Origin of the sequence: Ensifer sp. (assembly GCF_035999135.1) — a bacterium.
Classification (GTDB): domain Bacteria; phylum Pseudomonadota; class Alphaproteobacteria; order Rhizobiales; family Rhizobiaceae; genus Ensifer.
Genome location: NZ_DASYGZ010000148.1, coordinates 33,880 through 50,101, shown reverse-complemented (window position 1 = coordinate 50,101; position 16,222 = coordinate 33,880). Strand labels below are relative to the sequence as shown.

The window sequence follows — 16,222 nt, the reverse complement described above, 5'->3', positions numbered from 1 at the left end:
AAATCGTACGCGGCAGGGCGTAAAGACGCTCCATTTTGCGGCAGCGGTTCCTTCGACGAAGCGAAAACCACGGAGAATCACCGTGCGCCTCTGCCTCACGGGCACGTTGAAGAGCGGCGCTGCGAAAGACCCCGCGAAACTCAGTATAGCGTGCAACCGTCTTCATGCTATACTACTATTGCGTGTATTATTTTGGCACGAAGGAGCGTTGCGATGTTGAGTCAGAACGTGGTTGGAAAAACTGTCGAGCGTCTGTTTTCACCACTGGTGGCCGCCCCCGACAATCCGCAACCGAACAAATCGGTCGGCATCCTCGTCGGCGTCACGCTCGCCGGCGAGCGATACTACTACCGTTTCGGGACTGTTGCGCTCAACGAAGCCGGTGTCGTCGCGGCCAAGGACATCGTCTTCTTCATTGGCTCGAACACCAAGGTGGTCACGGCGACATTGCTGGCGCTGGCCGCCCGCGAGACCGATGGCCCGGTTACGCCCTATACCCATGTGAGCGCATTGCTGCCATCCGGCGTCACGGTCAAGCAGCCCCATGGCGACATCCTGCTCTGGCATCTCGCAACCCACAGCGCCGGCTTCCCGGACGGGATGTGCGGCCCGCGTCCGACCTTCGGAAACTACCCGTTTTCGTCGGAGAACCGGTTCCTTGAGACGTTCAAGCCCGCCTACGCACCAGGCAAGTACTGGGTCTACAGCAACCAGGGCTTCGGGCTTCTCGGCGTGCTCCTGTCGCACGCCTATGCCGGCGGCAGCGAAAGTGCCGCGTGGGACGAAAGCTACCAGAACTGGCCGGCCCTCGGCATCGGCAAGATCACCGCGCCGCTCGGCATGTCGACGACGCAGGTGGATTACGCGCGCGTGGCCGCCCAGGTCGCCGAGGGCTATACCTACAGCGACGAGGGCCAATCGCCGGCGTATCGTCCGGTGTCTCCACCCATGTGGGACATGACCTCGGCAGGGCTCGGAGCCGGCGCGTTGTCCTCCACCCTTAGCGACATGCTGACTTTCCTGGAGGCCGAAATCAGCCCGCCGGAAGGCTCGCTCGGCACAGCGATCAGGACGACGCAGCAACCCCATCCGCGCGACAACGCACTGTCGATGGGGCTCGGCTGGCAGCTCGGCAATGGATACCTCGACAAGAACGGCGCCCTTGCCGGCTACCAGAGCTACATGGCTTTCGATCCCGGCAACAGGCTCGGCGTATTCGTGTTTGGCAACACCAGCGGCGGTACGGCCGGCAACGTGCTCACGGGAACCGGACGCAAACTGCTTGGCGATCTCAGAGGGTTCGCAGCAACGCCATCGACCTTCCCGCACCCGGCGACAGTCCCGCAGTGCCCTGCCTAGCGGCGCGGCGCGAACGACCCGATCCTAGCGCGGGAGCGGGGGAAAGCAGCGAGCGACCGATTTCCCACACAAGCCCGCATAGACAGGCAGGTCGCAGCGCTACTCCGCTGCGATCGCCGGCGGATAAGGGACGACGGCAGCCTTGTCTTCGGTATCGGCCGCAACCTCCGCCTTCTCCGGCTCAGCGTCCTTTTTCTTCGGCTCGCGTCCGAAGAAAAGCGCGTAGCCGGCGGGCAGAACCAGGATCGTCAGCACGGTTGCGACCAGGATGCCGCCCATCATGGCGTAGGCGAGCGGGCCCCAGAAAACGCCACGCGAGATCGGGATCAGCGCCAGAACCGCGGTCAGCGCGGTCAGCGTGATCGGCCGGAAACGCCGCACGGCGGAGCCGATGATCGCCTCGGCCCGGTCCATGCCGGCGGCAATGTCCTGGTCGATCTGGTCGACCAGGATGATCGAGTTGCGCATGATGATGCCGAGCAGCGCGATGACGCCGAGGATCGCGACGAAGCCGAAGGGCGCGCCGCTGATCAAGAGTGCGGCGGCCGCGCCGATGATGCCGAGCGGACCGGTCGCGAGCACGAGCATCGCCTTGCCGAAATGCTGCAGCTGTATCATCAGGAGGATGACGATGACGCCGAGCATGATCGGCGCCTTGGCGGCGATCGAGGCCTGGCTCTCGGCCGAATCCTCGGCCCCACCCTGGATGGCGATCGAGTAACCGGCAGGCAGGCTGTCGCGCAGCGACTGCATCTCGCCGAACATCTTCATCGCCACGTCGTTCGGCTGCACGCCGTCAGGCAAGGTGCCGCGCACCGAGATCGTCGGCAGCCGGTCGCGCCGCCATTCGATGCCCTGTTCGAGCACGGGCACGACCTTGGCAACCTGGGACAACGGCACGAAACCGCCGAAGTCGGTGGGGATGTAGATCGAGTCGACAGAACTCAGCAGCTTGCGGCTGTCGGCCGGCTCGCGGGCGACGATCGCCACCGTCTCCTCGCCGTCGCGGAAGTTGTCCAGCGGCGCACCGGTCACGCTCGCCTGCAGCATCTGTCGGATACGTTGCGAGGTGACGCCAAGGGCGCGGGCGCGGTCCTGATCGATCACCAGCTTCATGCCCGGCACCGGCTCCAGCCAGTCGTCATGCACGGCGCCGAGAAGCGGGTTCTCGTGGAATTTCGCCTTTACCCGATCGGCGATGCGCCTGACTTCCTCGCGGTCCGGGCCCATGACGCGCATCTGCACCGGCCAGCCGGTCGGTGGGCCCAGGAAGAGACGATCGACCTTGGAGCGGATCGAAGGGAAGTCGGATGCGAGAATGCCACGCAACTTGCCGATCAGCCGCTCGCGGGCCGGCTCGTCCTTGGCCATGACAAGCAACTGGGCGAAGTTCGGATTGCGCAGCTGCTGGTCGAGCGGCAGGAAGAAGCGGGGGGCGCCCTCGCCGATATAGGTGGCGATGAAGCGCTTGTCCTCGTCGTCCATCATGCGGGCTTCAAGCGCCTTGGCCTGCTTTTCGACCTCCTTGATGCTGGTGCCCTCGGGCAGCCAGAGATCGACGAGGATTTCCGGGCGGGACGACTGCGGGAAGAAGTTCTTTGGAATGAACTGGAAGGCCCAGAGACTGGCGCCGAAGACGACGAGCGTCGTTGCAAGCACGATGACGCGGTGGCGTACCGCCCAGGTTACCGTCGTGCGCAGATGGCGATAGAAGCGCGTATCGAAGACGTCGTGATGGTTGCCGGCGTGGCTGCGCTGCTTCAGCAGCATATTGCCGAGCCAGGGCGTGAAATAGACGGCGACGAACCAGGAAACGACGAGCGCGATGCCGACGACATAAAACAGCGAGCGCACATACTCACCGGCGGTCGACGCTGCAAAGCCGACCGGAATGAAGCCGGCCGTTGTGATCAGCGTGCCCGTCAGCATCGGGAAGGCGGTCGAGGTATAGGCGAAGCTCGCGGCTTCCACCTTGACGAGCCCCTCTTCCAGCTTCCGCTCCATCATTTCGACGACGATCATGGCGTCGTCGACCAGCAGGCCGAGCGCGATGATGAGAGCGCCTAGCGAGATGCGCTGCAGGTCGATACCGAGTTCGTACATGATGGCGAAGGTGGCGGCGAGCACCAGCGGAATGGTGATCGCGATCACCAGGCCCGAACGCCAGCCGATCGACAGGAACGACACGACAAGCACGATCGCCAGGGCCTCGCCGAGCGCCTTCATGAATTCGCCGACCGCTTCCTTCACCACCTCCGGCTGGTTGGAGACCTGATCGACCTTGACGCCATAGGGCAGCGACGCCTCGAAGCGGCGATAGGTTTCCTCGACCGCCTTGCCGACATCCGTCACCTTGAAGCCCTTGGCCATGACGACGCCGATCTGCACGCTGTCTTGCCCGTTGAAGCGGAACTTGCGTTGGTAGGGGTCCTCGAGCCCGGCGCTCACGGTCGCGATATCGCCGAGACGGGTGACCTGCCCGCCGGCGCGAAGCGCGAGGTTCTTCAGGTCCTCCACCTTGTCGAGACTGCCTTCGACCGAAATGCGCACCGAGCGCGAACCCGTGTCAATGGCACCGGCGGGGTCGATGTTGTTCTGGCCGGCAATGGTGTTGCGCAGGTCATTCAGCGTCAGGCCGCGTTCGGCAAGCGCCTGCGAGGAAACATCGATATAGATCTTCTCCGGCTGGTCGCCGATGATCACGGCCTTCTCGACGCCCGGCGTCGTCAGCAGCATGTCGCGCGCCTGGATCGCGAATTTCTTCAGTTCCGGATAGCTGAAACCTTCGCCGCTCAGCGAATTGAGCGTGATGAAGGTATCGCCGAACTCATCATTGAAGTAGGGGCCAAGCAGGCCCTCCGGCAGCTCGCTGGCGATATCGCCGACCTTCTTGCGCACCTGATAGAAGGCATCGGCCACCTGCTGCGCGTTGGTGTCGCCCTCGACCTGCAGCGTGATGATCGCGCTGCCGGCACGGGTGTAGGAGCGCACGAAATCGAGATGCGGCGTTTCCTGTAGCTTGCGCTCGATCTTGTTGACGACCTGATCCTGCATCTCCTCGATCGAAGCGCCCGGCCAGAAAGCCTGCACGACCATGACGCGGAAGGTGAAGTCGGGATCTTCCTTCTGCCCCATGCGCATGAGGCCGAAGACGCCGGCGAGAATGATGAGGCCGAACAGGAAGCGCGCCATGCTCGGATGTGCGATCGCCCAGCGCGAAAGGTTGAAGGGCCGCTTTTCTTCGGAAGAGGAGGTCGTCATCGGCTCGGTTCCGCGGTTCGGGGCTGTCAGCGTACGAGGTGGGCTTCTTCGGCAGTCGTCGTCGCGACGGACTGCGTCGCAGCCGTCGCGCTCGAGATCGTCACCTTGAGGTCGTCAGTCATGAACTGCGTTCCGGCGGCAACGACGAGGTCGCCGACGTCAAGGCCCTCCGTGACGCGCACGCCGTCGGTGGTAAAGTCGGCGAGCGTGACGGGACGGCTGTGAACAAGCTCCGTGCCGCGGTCCACCACCCAGACGATCGGATATCCGTCCTTCTTGGCAAGCGCACTCAAGGGCACGGACACGAAGGGCGCACCATTGTCGGCGGACGCTTCCACGGTGGCCGTCATTCCGAGCAGAACCTTTTGATCATTCGGCAGACTGATCCGTACGGAGAATGTGCGCGACTGCTGGTCGGCGCTGCCGGCAACCTCACGCACCGTACCGTCGAGGATAAGACCCGCCTCGGACCAGATCCCGACCTTCACAGCTTGGCCGGCCCGAAAATTGGCGATCTCGGTCTCCGGCACCGCGACCTGCACTTCCTTTTCGCCTTCGACGGCCACCGTAGCAACGGGCGTGCCGGAACCGACGACCTGACCGACATCGGCATTGATCGACGTCACGATCCCCGGCCTGTCGGCAAACAGGCTGGTATAGGCCACCTGGTTCTTCGCCTGGGACAGGGCCGATTTCGCCGCGTCGCGCGTGGCGATCGCCTGGTTGTAGGTGAGCACCGCCTGGTCGAACTGCGCCTGCGAGGCAAACTTCTTGGCAAGCAGTTGCTCGACGCGATCGCGCACGAGTTTCACCGTCTCGACTTGCCGCTCGGCGGCATCCAGGTTGGCCGAGGCGCTGCGAACCGCCAGTTCGTAATCGGTGGCATCGACACGCGCGAGCAGATCGCCGACCTTGACCCGGTCGCCGACATTGGCGGCGCGCTCGACGATCTTGCCGTTGACGCGGAAGCCGAGGTTCATCTCGACGCGCGCCCGAACGGAGCCGGAATAGCTGAGCTGGCGCACGTTGTCGGCTTCAGCGATTTCGACGACCTTGACCGGGCGCACGACCGCGGCGGCCTCGGTCTTTTCCTCCGAGCAGCCGGAAAGGGTTACCGAGACGACCGACAGGAGTGCTGCTGTGGCAAAAAATGAAATACGGCGGCGACGTTCAATAGGCATCAACATATTCGCACTCCCAAAAAATAGGCCGACACGGCGAAACGCGGTGACGGGAGTATTTCGGCTAGGCCTTCAGCGCCCTGATCGCGAAATCGATCAGCTCGTCCGGGCCGACGCGGTCGGACTTGTTCAGACACTGGGCAACCATCTGCGGATGGCAGAGCGAGATGGTCGCAGCGCCAAAGCAGCGGGACGCGAGATCGGCATCCTGCTCACGAAATTCACCGGCCGCGATGCCTTCGCGAATGACATCGGCAATGCGCGCATCGATGCGGCTGATATGCCTGTCGATGCAGTGCCACTCGCGCTCGATGGCCACGACCACCATCTCGTGCACCTTCGTGTCGTCGAGCATGAGCTCGACCGTCATCTGGAATTGAGCGTGCACATAACGGCGCAGGCGCTCGCTCGCGCTGACGGGCTGGCGGAAGATCTCGTCGGCCATCTGATAGCTGTTGGCGAGCATGCGATCGCACAGGGCCTGGTGGATCTCGGTCTTGGACGCGAAGAACCGGTAGATGTTCGCCGGCGACATACCGAGTTCGCGGGCAATGTCGGCGACATTGGTCTTGCTGTAACCAAAGTGCCGGAACAGGCCCTCGGCAGCATCGAGAATGCGCGTGATGTTGTCCTGTCGCGTCTGGTCGGCGACGATTTCGCTGAGCACCGGCATCAGCTTGCCTTTCGATTTACGACTGACGAATTTTGTATTTCGTCAGTCGTAAATCGAAAGATGTCATTCGTCAATGGCAGAGAGTGCGTCCGGGATCACATTTGGTAAACGCAGCCGGATCAAGGGGCTCGCCGCGGCGAGCAGCGTCTCCGGGGCGACATCATCCGGCACGTGAATGCGACGCCCAGATCAACCTTTGCCACAATTTGAAGGTGCTTCTGATTGACCTCGAAAGGCTCCCGTTTCATCCCCTCGCGCGCAGCCGTCCGGCCGGCTTCGCACGGCCCACCAGTTGAAAATTGTATCGCCTGACACAACGTGCCGCCGTTGACTTGACACGCCATGGTGGTTATCGGCGGTTCTGCTGCCGCACGTTTCCGGGCTGTTGTTGAAAAGAGGATCCGCAAGTCATGGCCACCGGTCTCATCGCCCTGCTCGACGACATCGCCGCAATTGCAAAGCTGGCGGCCGCCTCGCTCGACGATGTTGCGGCGCAAACGGCAAAGGCGGGCGCAAAGGCAGCCGGCGTCGTCATCGACGATGCGGCGGTGACGCCACGCTATGTCGTCGGCCTCAGCCCCGAGCGCGAGCTGCCGATCATCGCGCGCATTGCCTACGGCTCGCTCAAGAACAAGCTCATCTTCCTTTTGCCCGGCGCGCTTCTGCTGGGCTATTTCGCGCCCTGGGCGATCACGCCGCTTTTAATGCTGGGCGGCATCTACCTCTGCTACGAAGGGGCCGAGAAGCTTTATGGCGCGGTCTTTCCGCATGCCGCCCACGCCCATGAAGAGACGGTGCTCGGAAAGACGAGCGACCCGGCAACGCTTGAAAACGAGAAGGTCGCGGGCGCGGTGCGCACCGATTTCATCCTGTCGGCCGAAATCATGGCGTTGACACTGTCGACGGTCGCCGACGCCGGCGTCTACATGCAGGGCGGCGTTCTCGCGGCCGTCGGCATCCTGATCACGCTCGCCGTCTACGGCGTGGTTGCCCTGATCGTCAAAGCCGACGATGCCGGCGTCGCGCTGGCCAGGAACTCTCTCTCGCCGCTGCGCCTGCTCGGACGCGGGCTTGTGCTCGGCATGCCGATTTTCCTGAAGGTCCTTGCCGCGATCGGCACTGCGGCCATGCTCTGGGTCGGCGGCAGCATTCTCGTGCATGGCATGGCCCAACTGGGCCAGGCGGGGCCCGAGCATCTCATCCACGACCTTGCCGTAGCGGTCGCCAACGCGATTTCGGTCGCTCCGGCGCTCGTTGCCTGGGTGGTTACCTCGGGGATCCAGGCACTGCTCGCGATTGTCGTCGGAGCGGCCACCATCGTCGTGATGGGCAATGTCGTCGCACCGATCTGGAGCCGGCTGCGCCCGGCCAAGGGCTAGTCGTTGAGAGACCCCCCGGGGACAGAGGGCCGCCGCCGGCGACCTCCCTCCGGTTCAGGGCTCTAGCGCTTGTACTTCACGCCCGGCAGCACGCAGAGCATCTCGTAGAGCAGGTTTGCGGCGGTAATCGCGGTGGTTCCGGTCGTATCGAAGGGCGGGCTGACCTCGACGAGGTCGGCGCCGACGAGATTGAGGCCGCGGCAACCGCGAATGATCTCGATCGCCTGAATGATCGTCAGCCCGCCGATCTCCGGCGTACCGGTGCCTGGCGCATAGGCCGGATCGAGGCTGTCGATATCGAAGGTGAGGTAGGTCTTGTGATTGCCGATCTTCGCGCGGATGCCTTCGATCAGCGGCACGAGAGACTTGTGCCAGCACTCCTCGGCTGGAACGACGGTGAAACCCTTGTCCCGTGACCAGTCGAAATCATCGGATGCATAGCCCGTACCGCGCAGCCCGATCTGGAACACCAGGTCGGGCTTGAGGCAGCCGTCCTCGAAAGCGCGACGGAAGGGGGTGCCATGGGCGATCTTCTCCCCGAACATTGTGTCGTTGATATCCGCATGGGCATCGACATGGATCAGAGCGACCGGGCCATGCTTCTCGGCGATCGCCTTCAGGATCGGATAGCTGATGGTGTGATCTCCACCGAGCGTCAGCGGGATGCAATCGTGCTTGAGGATCTGCGCGATGTTGCGGGTGATGATCTCCATGTTGGCCGGAAGGTTGAAGGTGTTGATGGCAATGTCGCCGACATCGGCCACCTGCAGGCTTTCGAAGGGTGCAGCGCCCGTTGCCATGTTGTAAGGCCGGATCATCACGGATTCGGCGCGGATCTGGCGCGGCCCGTAGCGCGTTCCCGAACGGTTGGACGCGCCGATATCCATGGGGATGCCGACGAAGCAGGCATCGAGGCCCTCGGCCGACGCAGCGGCCGGCAGCCGCATCATCGTGCCCGGACCGCCGAAGCGGGGCATGTCGTTGCCGCCGAGCGGCTGGTTGAATTTCTCTTCCATCGAAGCTCTCCCTTTTGATTTCGCCGGAACCCTATCAGGCGCTGCAGGCCGAGAAATGCCCGACGATCGAATCTTACTTCGATCGCCGTCAAACCAACATGTCTGAACAGCCAAGGCAGGTGTCGATCGCCATGTACGACGGCGCATCGCCGGCCGCACCTAGCCAAAGGGAGTGTTGCCCTTAAAGGACCCGCCAATCACTTTGGCGAAAACAAAAATACGCAGCTCTTGGGAGGAACCATGCAAAACCTAACTCGCGCCACGCTGCGCTCCATGTTCGCGGCATCACTCGCCGTCCTTGCGGCCTCGACATCGGCCCAGGCGCAGGACAAGCTGTTCATCTACAATTTCTCCGACTATTTCGCCGAAGACACGATCGCGAATTTCCAGGCCCGAACCGGTGTCGAGACAAGGGTGGATTTCTACGATTCGCTCGAAGTGCTCGAAACCCGGCTTCTTGCCGGCGGCAGCGGCTTCGACGTCGCCTTTCCGAGCGCCACGGTCGGCGAACGCCTTGTTCAGTCCGGTGCCCTGAAGCCGATCGATCCCGCGAGCCTGAAGAACTACAGCAACCTCGACAAGGACCTGTTGAAGCTCGTCGCCGAGCATGACCCCGACAACAAGTACCTCGTTCCCTACATGTGGCTGACCACCGGTGTCGCCTACAACGCCAAGCTCGTCGCCGAGCGCCTGCCGGACGCCCCCACCAACAGCCTCGACATGTTCTTCAAGCCGGAGGTCGCGGAAAAATTCCAGGACTGCGGCATCGGCATTGTCGACGCGCCGAACGAGGTCATCCCGATCGCGCTCAACTATCTCGGCCTCGACCCCTACTCCACCAAGCCGGATGATCTCGAAAAGGCAAAGGAGCTGCTGCTCAAGCTCCGCCCCTTCATCCGCCACATGCAGAGCGGCCAGCTCGTGGCCGACATGGCTTCCGGCCAGCTGTGCCTGGCGCTGATGTGGAGCGGCGACGCCGGCATTGCCGCTGCCCGCGCCGAGGAAGCCGAGACCGGCGTGACCGTGGATTATTCGATCCCGAAGGAAGGTACGATCATCTCCTTCGACACGATGGCGATCCCGGCCGACGCGCCGGATGCGGACCAGGCGCTCGCCTTCATCGACTACATCCTCGAGCCGAAGACGGTGGCGGCGATCAGCAATCACGTCTTTTACGCCAACGCCAATGCCGCGGCGACAGCAGAGGTCGATGCCGCCATCCGCGACAATCCCAACATCTATCCGCCTGCCGAAGTCCGCTCCAAGCTCTTCGTCGACAAGTCGCTGCCGCCGCGCCAGACGCGCGAGCGCACCCGCGTCTGGTCGGCCTTCAGGGCCGGCCAATAGGCGATCCGTCAACAGCAGGACCAGATCCCGTGCAATCCTATATTTCGATCGAGAACCTGGCGAAGTCCTATGGCGTCGTCAGTGCCGTCAAGAACATCAACCTCGGCATCGAGAAGGGAGAGTTCTTCTCCCTTCTCGGACCATCGGGCTGCGGAAAATCGACGCTGCTTCGGATGATCGCCGGCTTCGAGACGCCGACGTCGGGCGCCATCAGGCTGGAGGGGGCCGACGTCACCGACGTGCCGGCACACAAGCGCCCGACCAATATGATGTTCCAGTCCTATGCGCTGTTTCCGCACCTGACGGTCGGCAGGAACATCGCCTTCGGCTTGCAGCAGGATCGCCTGGACAGGAGCGAGATCAGGAAGCGCATCGACGAAGTGGCCGAAAAGCTGCAACTGACCGCGCTGCTCGACCGCAAGCCGGCACAGCTTTCCGGCGGCCAGCGCCAGCGCGTCGCGCTCGCCCGCGCGCTCGTCAAGCGACCGAAGGTTCTGCTCCTCGACGAACCGCTCGGCGCGCTCGACAAGAACCTGCGCACCGAAACCCAGCTCGAGCTCGTACGCCTGCAACGGGAACTCGGCCTCACCTTCATCATCGTCACCCATGACCAGCATGAGGCCATGACCGTTTCCACCCGCATCGCCATCATGAAGCAGGGCCAGGTGCTGCAGGTCGGCACGCCGTCCGAGGTCTATGAAACGCCGCAATCGCGCTATGTGGCAAAATTCCTCGGCGAGACCAATGTCTTTGCCGGCGGCAAGGCGGAGCGCGACGGTAATGTACTTTCGATCGAGAGTGGCGAAGCGGGCGGCCATGTGCACGCCGCCTTTACCGACCGGATCGCGCTCGACGCACCGTACTGGGTCTCCGTGCGCCCCGAACGGGTGAAGCTGGCAACCGCCGGCAACGGCATCGAGGGCATTGTCGAGCAACTCACCTACACCGGCGTCGAGCGGCACTACCGGGTCCGCCTGAAGACCGGTGCGACGCTCGATGCGCGCCGGGTCAACCACGGCGCAGAGAGCGACCTTGCGATCGGCGATCGTGTCTTTGCGAGCTGGCCGCCGCAGGCAAGCCGCCTCCTGGCCGAATAGGAGGTCGCGATGTCTTTCGTTACGACCACACCCAAGAAGGTCAACTGGGGCGGCCGCCTGCTGATCGCCATTCCCTATACCTGGCTTCTGGTCTTGTTTCTGGCACCCTTCGCGCTGGTTGCCGTCATCAGCCTTTCGACCGTGCGCCTCGGCATGCCGCCCTTCGAGCCCCTGACCGCCTGGGACGGGTCGATCCTCAGCCTGCGGCTGAATTTCGAGAATTTCCTCTACGTCCTGACCGACGACACCTATCTGCTGGCCTATCTCACCAGCCTCAAGGTCGCGGCCATTTCGACCGCCATCATGCTGTTGATCGCCTATCCGCTCGCCTACGGCATTGCGTCCTGCTCGCCTTCCTCCCGGTCGCTGCTGGTCTTCCTGGTGATCGTGCCGTTCTGGAGCTCGATGCTGATCCGGGTCTACTCGTGGATGAGCATTCTCAGGAACGACGGGCTGTTGAACGCGCTTCTCCTGAAACTTGGGCTGATCGCCGAACCCTTGCGCATCCTCAACACCGAGACCGCGATCTATATCGGCATCGTCTACACCTACCTGCCCTTCATGGTCCTGCCGATCTATTCGAGCCTGGCGAGCGCCGACCGCACGCTGATCGAGGCGGCGCGCGATCTCGGCTGCTCGCGAGTGTCCGCATTCTGGCGCGTCACCTTCCCCTTGAGCCTGCCGGGTGTCGCCGCGGGCTGCGCGCTTGTGTTCATCCCTGTCGTCGGCGAATTCGTTATCCCGGACCTTTTGGGTGGCGCCGACACGCAGATGATCGGTCGCGCCATCTGGCTCGAGTTCTTCAACAACCGCGACTGGCCGATGGCGGCGGCCGTGACGATCGTGCTGCTCGCACTGCTCGTCGTGCCGATCGTCTACTTCCAGTCGCGCCAATCACGCAGCCGAACTTGAGGAAATGGCCATGACGAAACCAAGCTGGTTCAATCGCCTGTCGATCCTGTTCGGCCTTGCCTTCCTCTATCTGCCGATCGTCGTGCTCGTCGTCTACAGCTTCAACGGCTCAAAGCTCGTGACCGTCTGGGGCGGCTTCTCGACGCAATGGTATGCGACGGTTCTCAACAATCCTTCGATCGTGGAGGGTGCCAAGGTCAGCTTCCTCGTCGCGGCCGTCTCGGCAACCGCCGCCACCATCCTCGGCACACTTGCCGCTGTCGTCATGGTGCGGCTGAGGCGCTTCCGCGGCCGGGCCCTCTTCAACGGCATGCTGCTTGCGCCGATGGTGATGCCGGAGGTGGTGATGGCCGTGTCGATGCTGCTGATGTTCGTGACGCTCGGGATCGACCGTGGGCCGCTCACCATCACGCTCGCTCACACCACATTCACGCTCTGCTTTGCCACCGTCGTGCTGCAATCGCGGCTGGTCGAACTCGACTCTTCGCTCGAGGAAGCCGCGCGCGATCTCGGCTGCCCGCCGGCCAGAGCCTTCGTCAGCGTCGCCCTGCCGAACATGATCCCCGCGATCGTTTCGGCCTGGCTGCTGTCCTTCACCCTGTCGCTCGACGACCTCGTGATATCGAGCTTCACCACCGGGCCGGGCGCATCGACGCTGCCGATGAAGATCTACTCACAGATCAAGTTCGGCGTAACGCCGGAGATCAACGCGATCTCGACGATCATCCTCGGCGTTGTCGTGCTCGGGCTTGTCGGCGCGCAACTGGTTTCACGGCGCTCCGAAAAAGCAGAACGCACCGCCTGAAGGGCGGTGCGTCAGGCCGGATGAGAAATGCGAAGCGCCACGCAGATGCGCAACGGGCTGGCGTCAATGCGGGGTACGGCCCGTGCCGGGCGCAAGGTAGGTCGAAAGCGGATCCTCAAAGGCGGTGCGCGCCGAAGAGACTGCGTCGATGAACAACGAGAACAGCGCCGTCTGCGAGGTGATGTCGAGCTTGGCGTAGAGGTTGCGGCGATGCAGCTTGACCGTCGCCGGCGAAATGCCGAGCTTCTCGGCGGCCCCCTTGACCGAGTACCCCCGCAGGATCATTTGCGCGACCTGGCACTCGCGGTCGGTCAAAAGGCTGCGGCCAAAGTTGCGGATCGCCTGCGCCAGCGCGCTCTGCAACGGCGAACCATCGTCATCGCCGAGGCTCTCGGGCCGCAGATCACGGAAGTGCCTGAGCACGGCCATGCTGAGAAGCGGTGCGGCGGACTGCAGGAAGTCCTGGTCTTCGGGGCTGAAGGCGGCGTGCGCGTGGCGCCTTGCGAGCGAGATCGCAATCTTGGTGTCGGCATCGATGCTGACGAAGACATTGAATTCGTCGTGTAGGCCGGAATGGCGATAATAGTCGCGATAATATTGCGAACGATCGTAGGACGGATCGATCTGCCTGAGGCGATAGAGGCCGTCATCCCCATTGTCGAGCGCCAGCCGGTAGAACGGGTCCATCTGATAGGGCCCCTGGAGATAGGCGCGAATGTCCGAAAGCCCCTTGTCCGTGCGCCAGTCGTTGAACAGGATCTTCGGCGCCGCACCGCGCCGATAGAGCAGCATCAGGCCCGCGTCGACGGCGATATGCCGCTTGAGCGTTTCGGCCATGCGATCCTGGAAATCGGCGCAGCCGACGCTCGTCATCAGCGAAAGCGCCAGATCGCCCATCCCCGACGATGGCTGGCCGGCCTTGCCGAGCTTGATGATCGTGTTGTCGTCCATGATGTTCTCCTCCGCGGGTACATTAGGCGAAGGTTTATTTCGTCGCAAGTAACGGAATTTCACTACGGGATTTCCAAAACTGAATTTTGTCCGCACAAAACCACCGCAAACATGTCGGAAGCGCTGGAAAACAAGGGATCTGCCCAGATGCCGACGCCATGTTCCAGCTATTGAACCTAGCCCTTTGGCGTATTCCGGACGCCGGCACACCCCCCTAGAAAACAAGGCAGGCCGGACGCTGAAGCGGCGGCAGGTGAAGCGGGAAGGACCGTCCGGGCGATCCGGACGAAAAGCCGTTCCGAGTCAAACGCAACATTGAAGGCGAGCGGCGCGGGGGCGTCCCCACCGTTGGCCTATTGAGAACTGGAGTAAACATGTCGAAGGTCATCAAACTTGGGCGCAACGGTGTCGGCCTGCGCGAGCTTGAGAAATGCAGCGTCGTCCCGCCGGAAGCGATCCTCACCGGTTTTGCCGACGAGCTTGGAGACGTGCACTTCGAAAGCCCCGACAAGGCCGTCGTCATCGGCACCTGGCAATCGACGCCCTATGCGGAGATGCTCTCCTATCCCGATGGCAACGAATACAGCGTCATCCTTTCCGGCAAGGTCGCGATCACCAATCCGGACGGTTCGGTCGAGACCTTCTCCGCCGGCGAAAGCTACATCCTGCCGGCTGGCGTCGAGGTGCGTTTCGAAGTGATCGAGACCATGCGCAAGGTCTACGTCCTCTACACCGCCCCTGCTGCAAACTGATGTGAGCGCTCCCCATGACCAAGGTAAGAAGCAAAGCACTTGCGGATGTGAAGATGACGCCTTTCTGGCTCGACCGGCCGGATGCGCCCGAGCCCACGGAGCGACTGTCGCGCCATCTGAAGGCTGACCTCGTCGTCGTCGGTGGCGGCTTTACCGGGTTGTGGGGCGCCATCCAGGCCAAGCAGCGCCAGCCTGAAATCGACGTCGTCCTGATCGAGAAGGGTTCGGTCGCAAACGGCGCCTCGGGCAGGCCTGGCGGCGTGGTCTCGACCTCGGTGATGCACGGACTGTCCAACGCCGTGCGCATCTTTCCGAAGGACATCGCCGCGCTCGAAAAGCTCGGCCAGGACAACATGCACGGCTTCCTGCAGACCCTTGAAGAACACAGCATCGACTGTCATGCCGAATGGGGTGGGGAACTGACGGTCGCCGTCGACGACGCCCATATCGAGGCGCTGCACGAGGAGCACGAACTCCACCTGAAATACGGCCACCAGGCGGTGTTCCTCGACCAAAACGCCGTGCGTACGGAAATCAGCTCGCCGCGTTACAAGGCCGGCGTCTGGTCGAAACACATCTGCGGAACCGTGCATCCGGCCCTTCTTGCCTTTGGGCTGAAGCGGGTGGCGCTCGCCCTCGGCGTCCAGATGTTCGAAAACACCGAACTGACCGGGCTTGAAGATCTCGGCAACGGCATGAAGGCAACGACGCCCTCGGGCAGCGTCACCGCACCGAAGGTCCTGCTCGCCACCAACGCGTTTGCCTCCGGACACAGGAAGATCAAGAACCGGGTCGTGGCCGTTCGCGATCGGGTGCTGGCGACCGAACCGCTCTCGGCGGCGCAGATGGCATCGATCGGCTGGAACCATCGGCAGGGCGTCTACGACACCCGCACACAGATGAACTACATGCGGCTGACCAAGGACAACCGCATCATCTTCGGCGGGCGCCTTGCCTATGCCTTTGCCGGCGATCCTTTCCCGTCGGTCGACAAGGAACTCGATACCTACGAGCCGCTGGCAGCCGCCTTCTTCGACACCTTCCCGCAGCTTGAAGACTTAAGCTTCAGCCATGCCTGGAGCGGTCCGATCGATCTGAGCACCCGCATGGCCGTGCATTTCCAGCGCTACTTCGCCGACAAGGTCGTCTATGCCGGCGGCTACTCCGGCTTCGGCGTATCGGCCTCCCGCTTCGGCGCCCGCATCGCACTCGATATCCTTGACGGCTCGAAAACGCCGGAAAGCCGGCTCGACTTCGCCACCAGCCTGCCGAACGCCATTCCGCCCGAACCGTTCCGCTGGCTTGGCGCGCAGATCACCATGTATGCGCTCGACACCGCCGACAAATCCGGCGGCTGGCGCAGACCGTGGCTGAAGATGGTCTCCGCCATGGGCTTTCCTCTCAGCTGATACCGGCCAATCCGCCGCAAACTGACCGCCGGGCGTGATGGAGAACCGCGACGTCCGGCGGCAGCAGGCCACGTCGATCC

The 16,222-nt window shown here is 63.0% G+C and carries 13 protein-coding genes; 8 read left to right on the top strand and 5 right to left on the bottom strand.

Features of this window, described 5'->3' with window-relative positions; translation table 11 throughout:
- Positions 1-213: 213 nt before the first annotated feature.
- Positions 214-1,359: a serine hydrolase domain-containing protein gene (locus VGO12_RS19600; RefSeq protein WP_327514431.1), complete on the top strand. Its 1,146-nt coding sequence runs from the start codon at positions 214-216 to the stop codon at positions 1,357-1,359.
- Positions 1,360-1,458: 99 nt separating this feature from the next.
- On the opposite strand, the gene VGO12_RS19595 is transcribed toward VGO12_RS19600, so the two are convergent.
- From VGO12_RS19595 to VGO12_RS19585, 3 genes are read right to left on the bottom strand one after another with little or no spacing between them, the layout of a single operon-like run.
- Positions 1,459-4,620 carry an efflux RND transporter permease subunit gene (locus VGO12_RS19595; protein ID WP_327514430.1) on the bottom strand — a complete coding sequence of 1,054 codons (3,162 nt, stop codon included), beginning with the start codon at positions 4,618-4,620 and terminating at the stop codon, positions 1,459-1,461.
- 26 nt (positions 4,621-4,646) lie between these two features.
- On the bottom strand, positions 4,647-5,807 hold the full coding sequence (locus VGO12_RS19590; RefSeq protein ID WP_327514429.1) for an efflux RND transporter periplasmic adaptor subunit: 1,161 nt from the start codon (positions 5,805-5,807) through the stop codon (positions 4,647-4,649).
- 58 nt (positions 5,808-5,865) lie between these two features.
- On the bottom strand, positions 5,866-6,474 hold the full coding sequence (locus VGO12_RS19585; protein WP_327514428.1) for a TetR family transcriptional regulator: 609 nt from the start codon (positions 6,472-6,474) through the stop codon (positions 5,866-5,868).
- Between the two features lie 410 nt (positions 6,475-6,884).
- On the opposite strand from VGO12_RS19585, the gene VGO12_RS19580 reads away from it, so the two are divergent.
- Positions 6,885-7,853, top strand: coding sequence for a DUF808 domain-containing protein (locus VGO12_RS19580; RefSeq protein ID WP_327514427.1), 969 nt, complete (start codon positions 6,885-6,887; stop codon positions 7,851-7,853).
- Positions 7,854-7,915: 62 nt separating this feature from the next.
- On the opposite strand, the gene speB is transcribed toward VGO12_RS19580, so the two are convergent.
- Positions 7,916-8,869 (bottom strand): agmatinase, encoded by a 954-nt coding sequence (gene speB / locus VGO12_RS19575; RefSeq protein WP_327514426.1) that lies wholly within the window; start codon positions 8,867-8,869, stop codon positions 7,916-7,918.
- Between the two features lie 240 nt (positions 8,870-9,109).
- Between speB and VGO12_RS19570 the strand changes: the two genes are divergently transcribed.
- From VGO12_RS19570 to VGO12_RS19555, 4 genes are read left to right on the top strand one after another with little or no spacing between them, the layout of a single operon-like run.
- Positions 9,110-10,216 (top strand): extracellular solute-binding protein, encoded by a 1,107-nt coding sequence (locus tag VGO12_RS19570; RefSeq protein WP_327514425.1) that lies wholly within the window; start codon positions 9,110-9,112, stop codon positions 10,214-10,216.
- A 29-nt stretch (positions 10,217-10,245) separates the two neighbouring features.
- The gene (locus VGO12_RS19565) at positions 10,246-11,313 is read left to right on the top strand and encodes an ABC transporter ATP-binding protein (RefSeq protein ID WP_327514424.1); all 1,068 of its coding nucleotides are present in this window, start codon (positions 10,246-10,248) and stop codon (positions 11,311-11,313) included.
- A 9-nt stretch (positions 11,314-11,322) separates the two neighbouring features.
- Positions 11,323-12,225, top strand: a complete 903-nt coding sequence (locus VGO12_RS19560; protein ID WP_327514423.1) for an ABC transporter permease subunit — start codon at positions 11,323-11,325, stop codon at positions 12,223-12,225.
- Between the two features lie 10 nt (positions 12,226-12,235).
- The gene (locus VGO12_RS19555; protein WP_327514422.1) at positions 12,236-13,030 is read left to right on the top strand and encodes an ABC transporter permease; all 795 of its coding nucleotides are present in this window, start codon (positions 12,236-12,238) and stop codon (positions 13,028-13,030) included.
- 63 nt (positions 13,031-13,093) lie between these two features.
- On the opposite strand, the gene VGO12_RS19550 is transcribed toward VGO12_RS19555, so the two are convergent.
- Positions 13,094-13,981 (bottom strand): helix-turn-helix transcriptional regulator, encoded by an 888-nt coding sequence (locus tag VGO12_RS19550; protein WP_327514421.1) that lies wholly within the window; start codon positions 13,979-13,981, stop codon positions 13,094-13,096.
- A gap of 374 nt (positions 13,982-14,355) precedes the next feature.
- On the opposite strand from VGO12_RS19550, the gene VGO12_RS19545 reads away from it, so the two are divergent.
- A complete protein-coding gene (locus VGO12_RS19545) occupies positions 14,356-14,733 on the top strand; it encodes a cupin domain-containing protein (RefSeq protein WP_327514420.1) in 378 nt (125 codons plus the stop codon).
- A gap of 14 nt (positions 14,734-14,747) precedes the next feature.
- On the top strand, positions 14,748-16,142 hold the full coding sequence (locus VGO12_RS19540; RefSeq protein ID WP_327514419.1) for an FAD-dependent oxidoreductase: 1,395 nt from the start codon (positions 14,748-14,750) through the stop codon (positions 16,140-16,142).
- Positions 16,143-16,222: the final 80 nt, after the last annotated feature.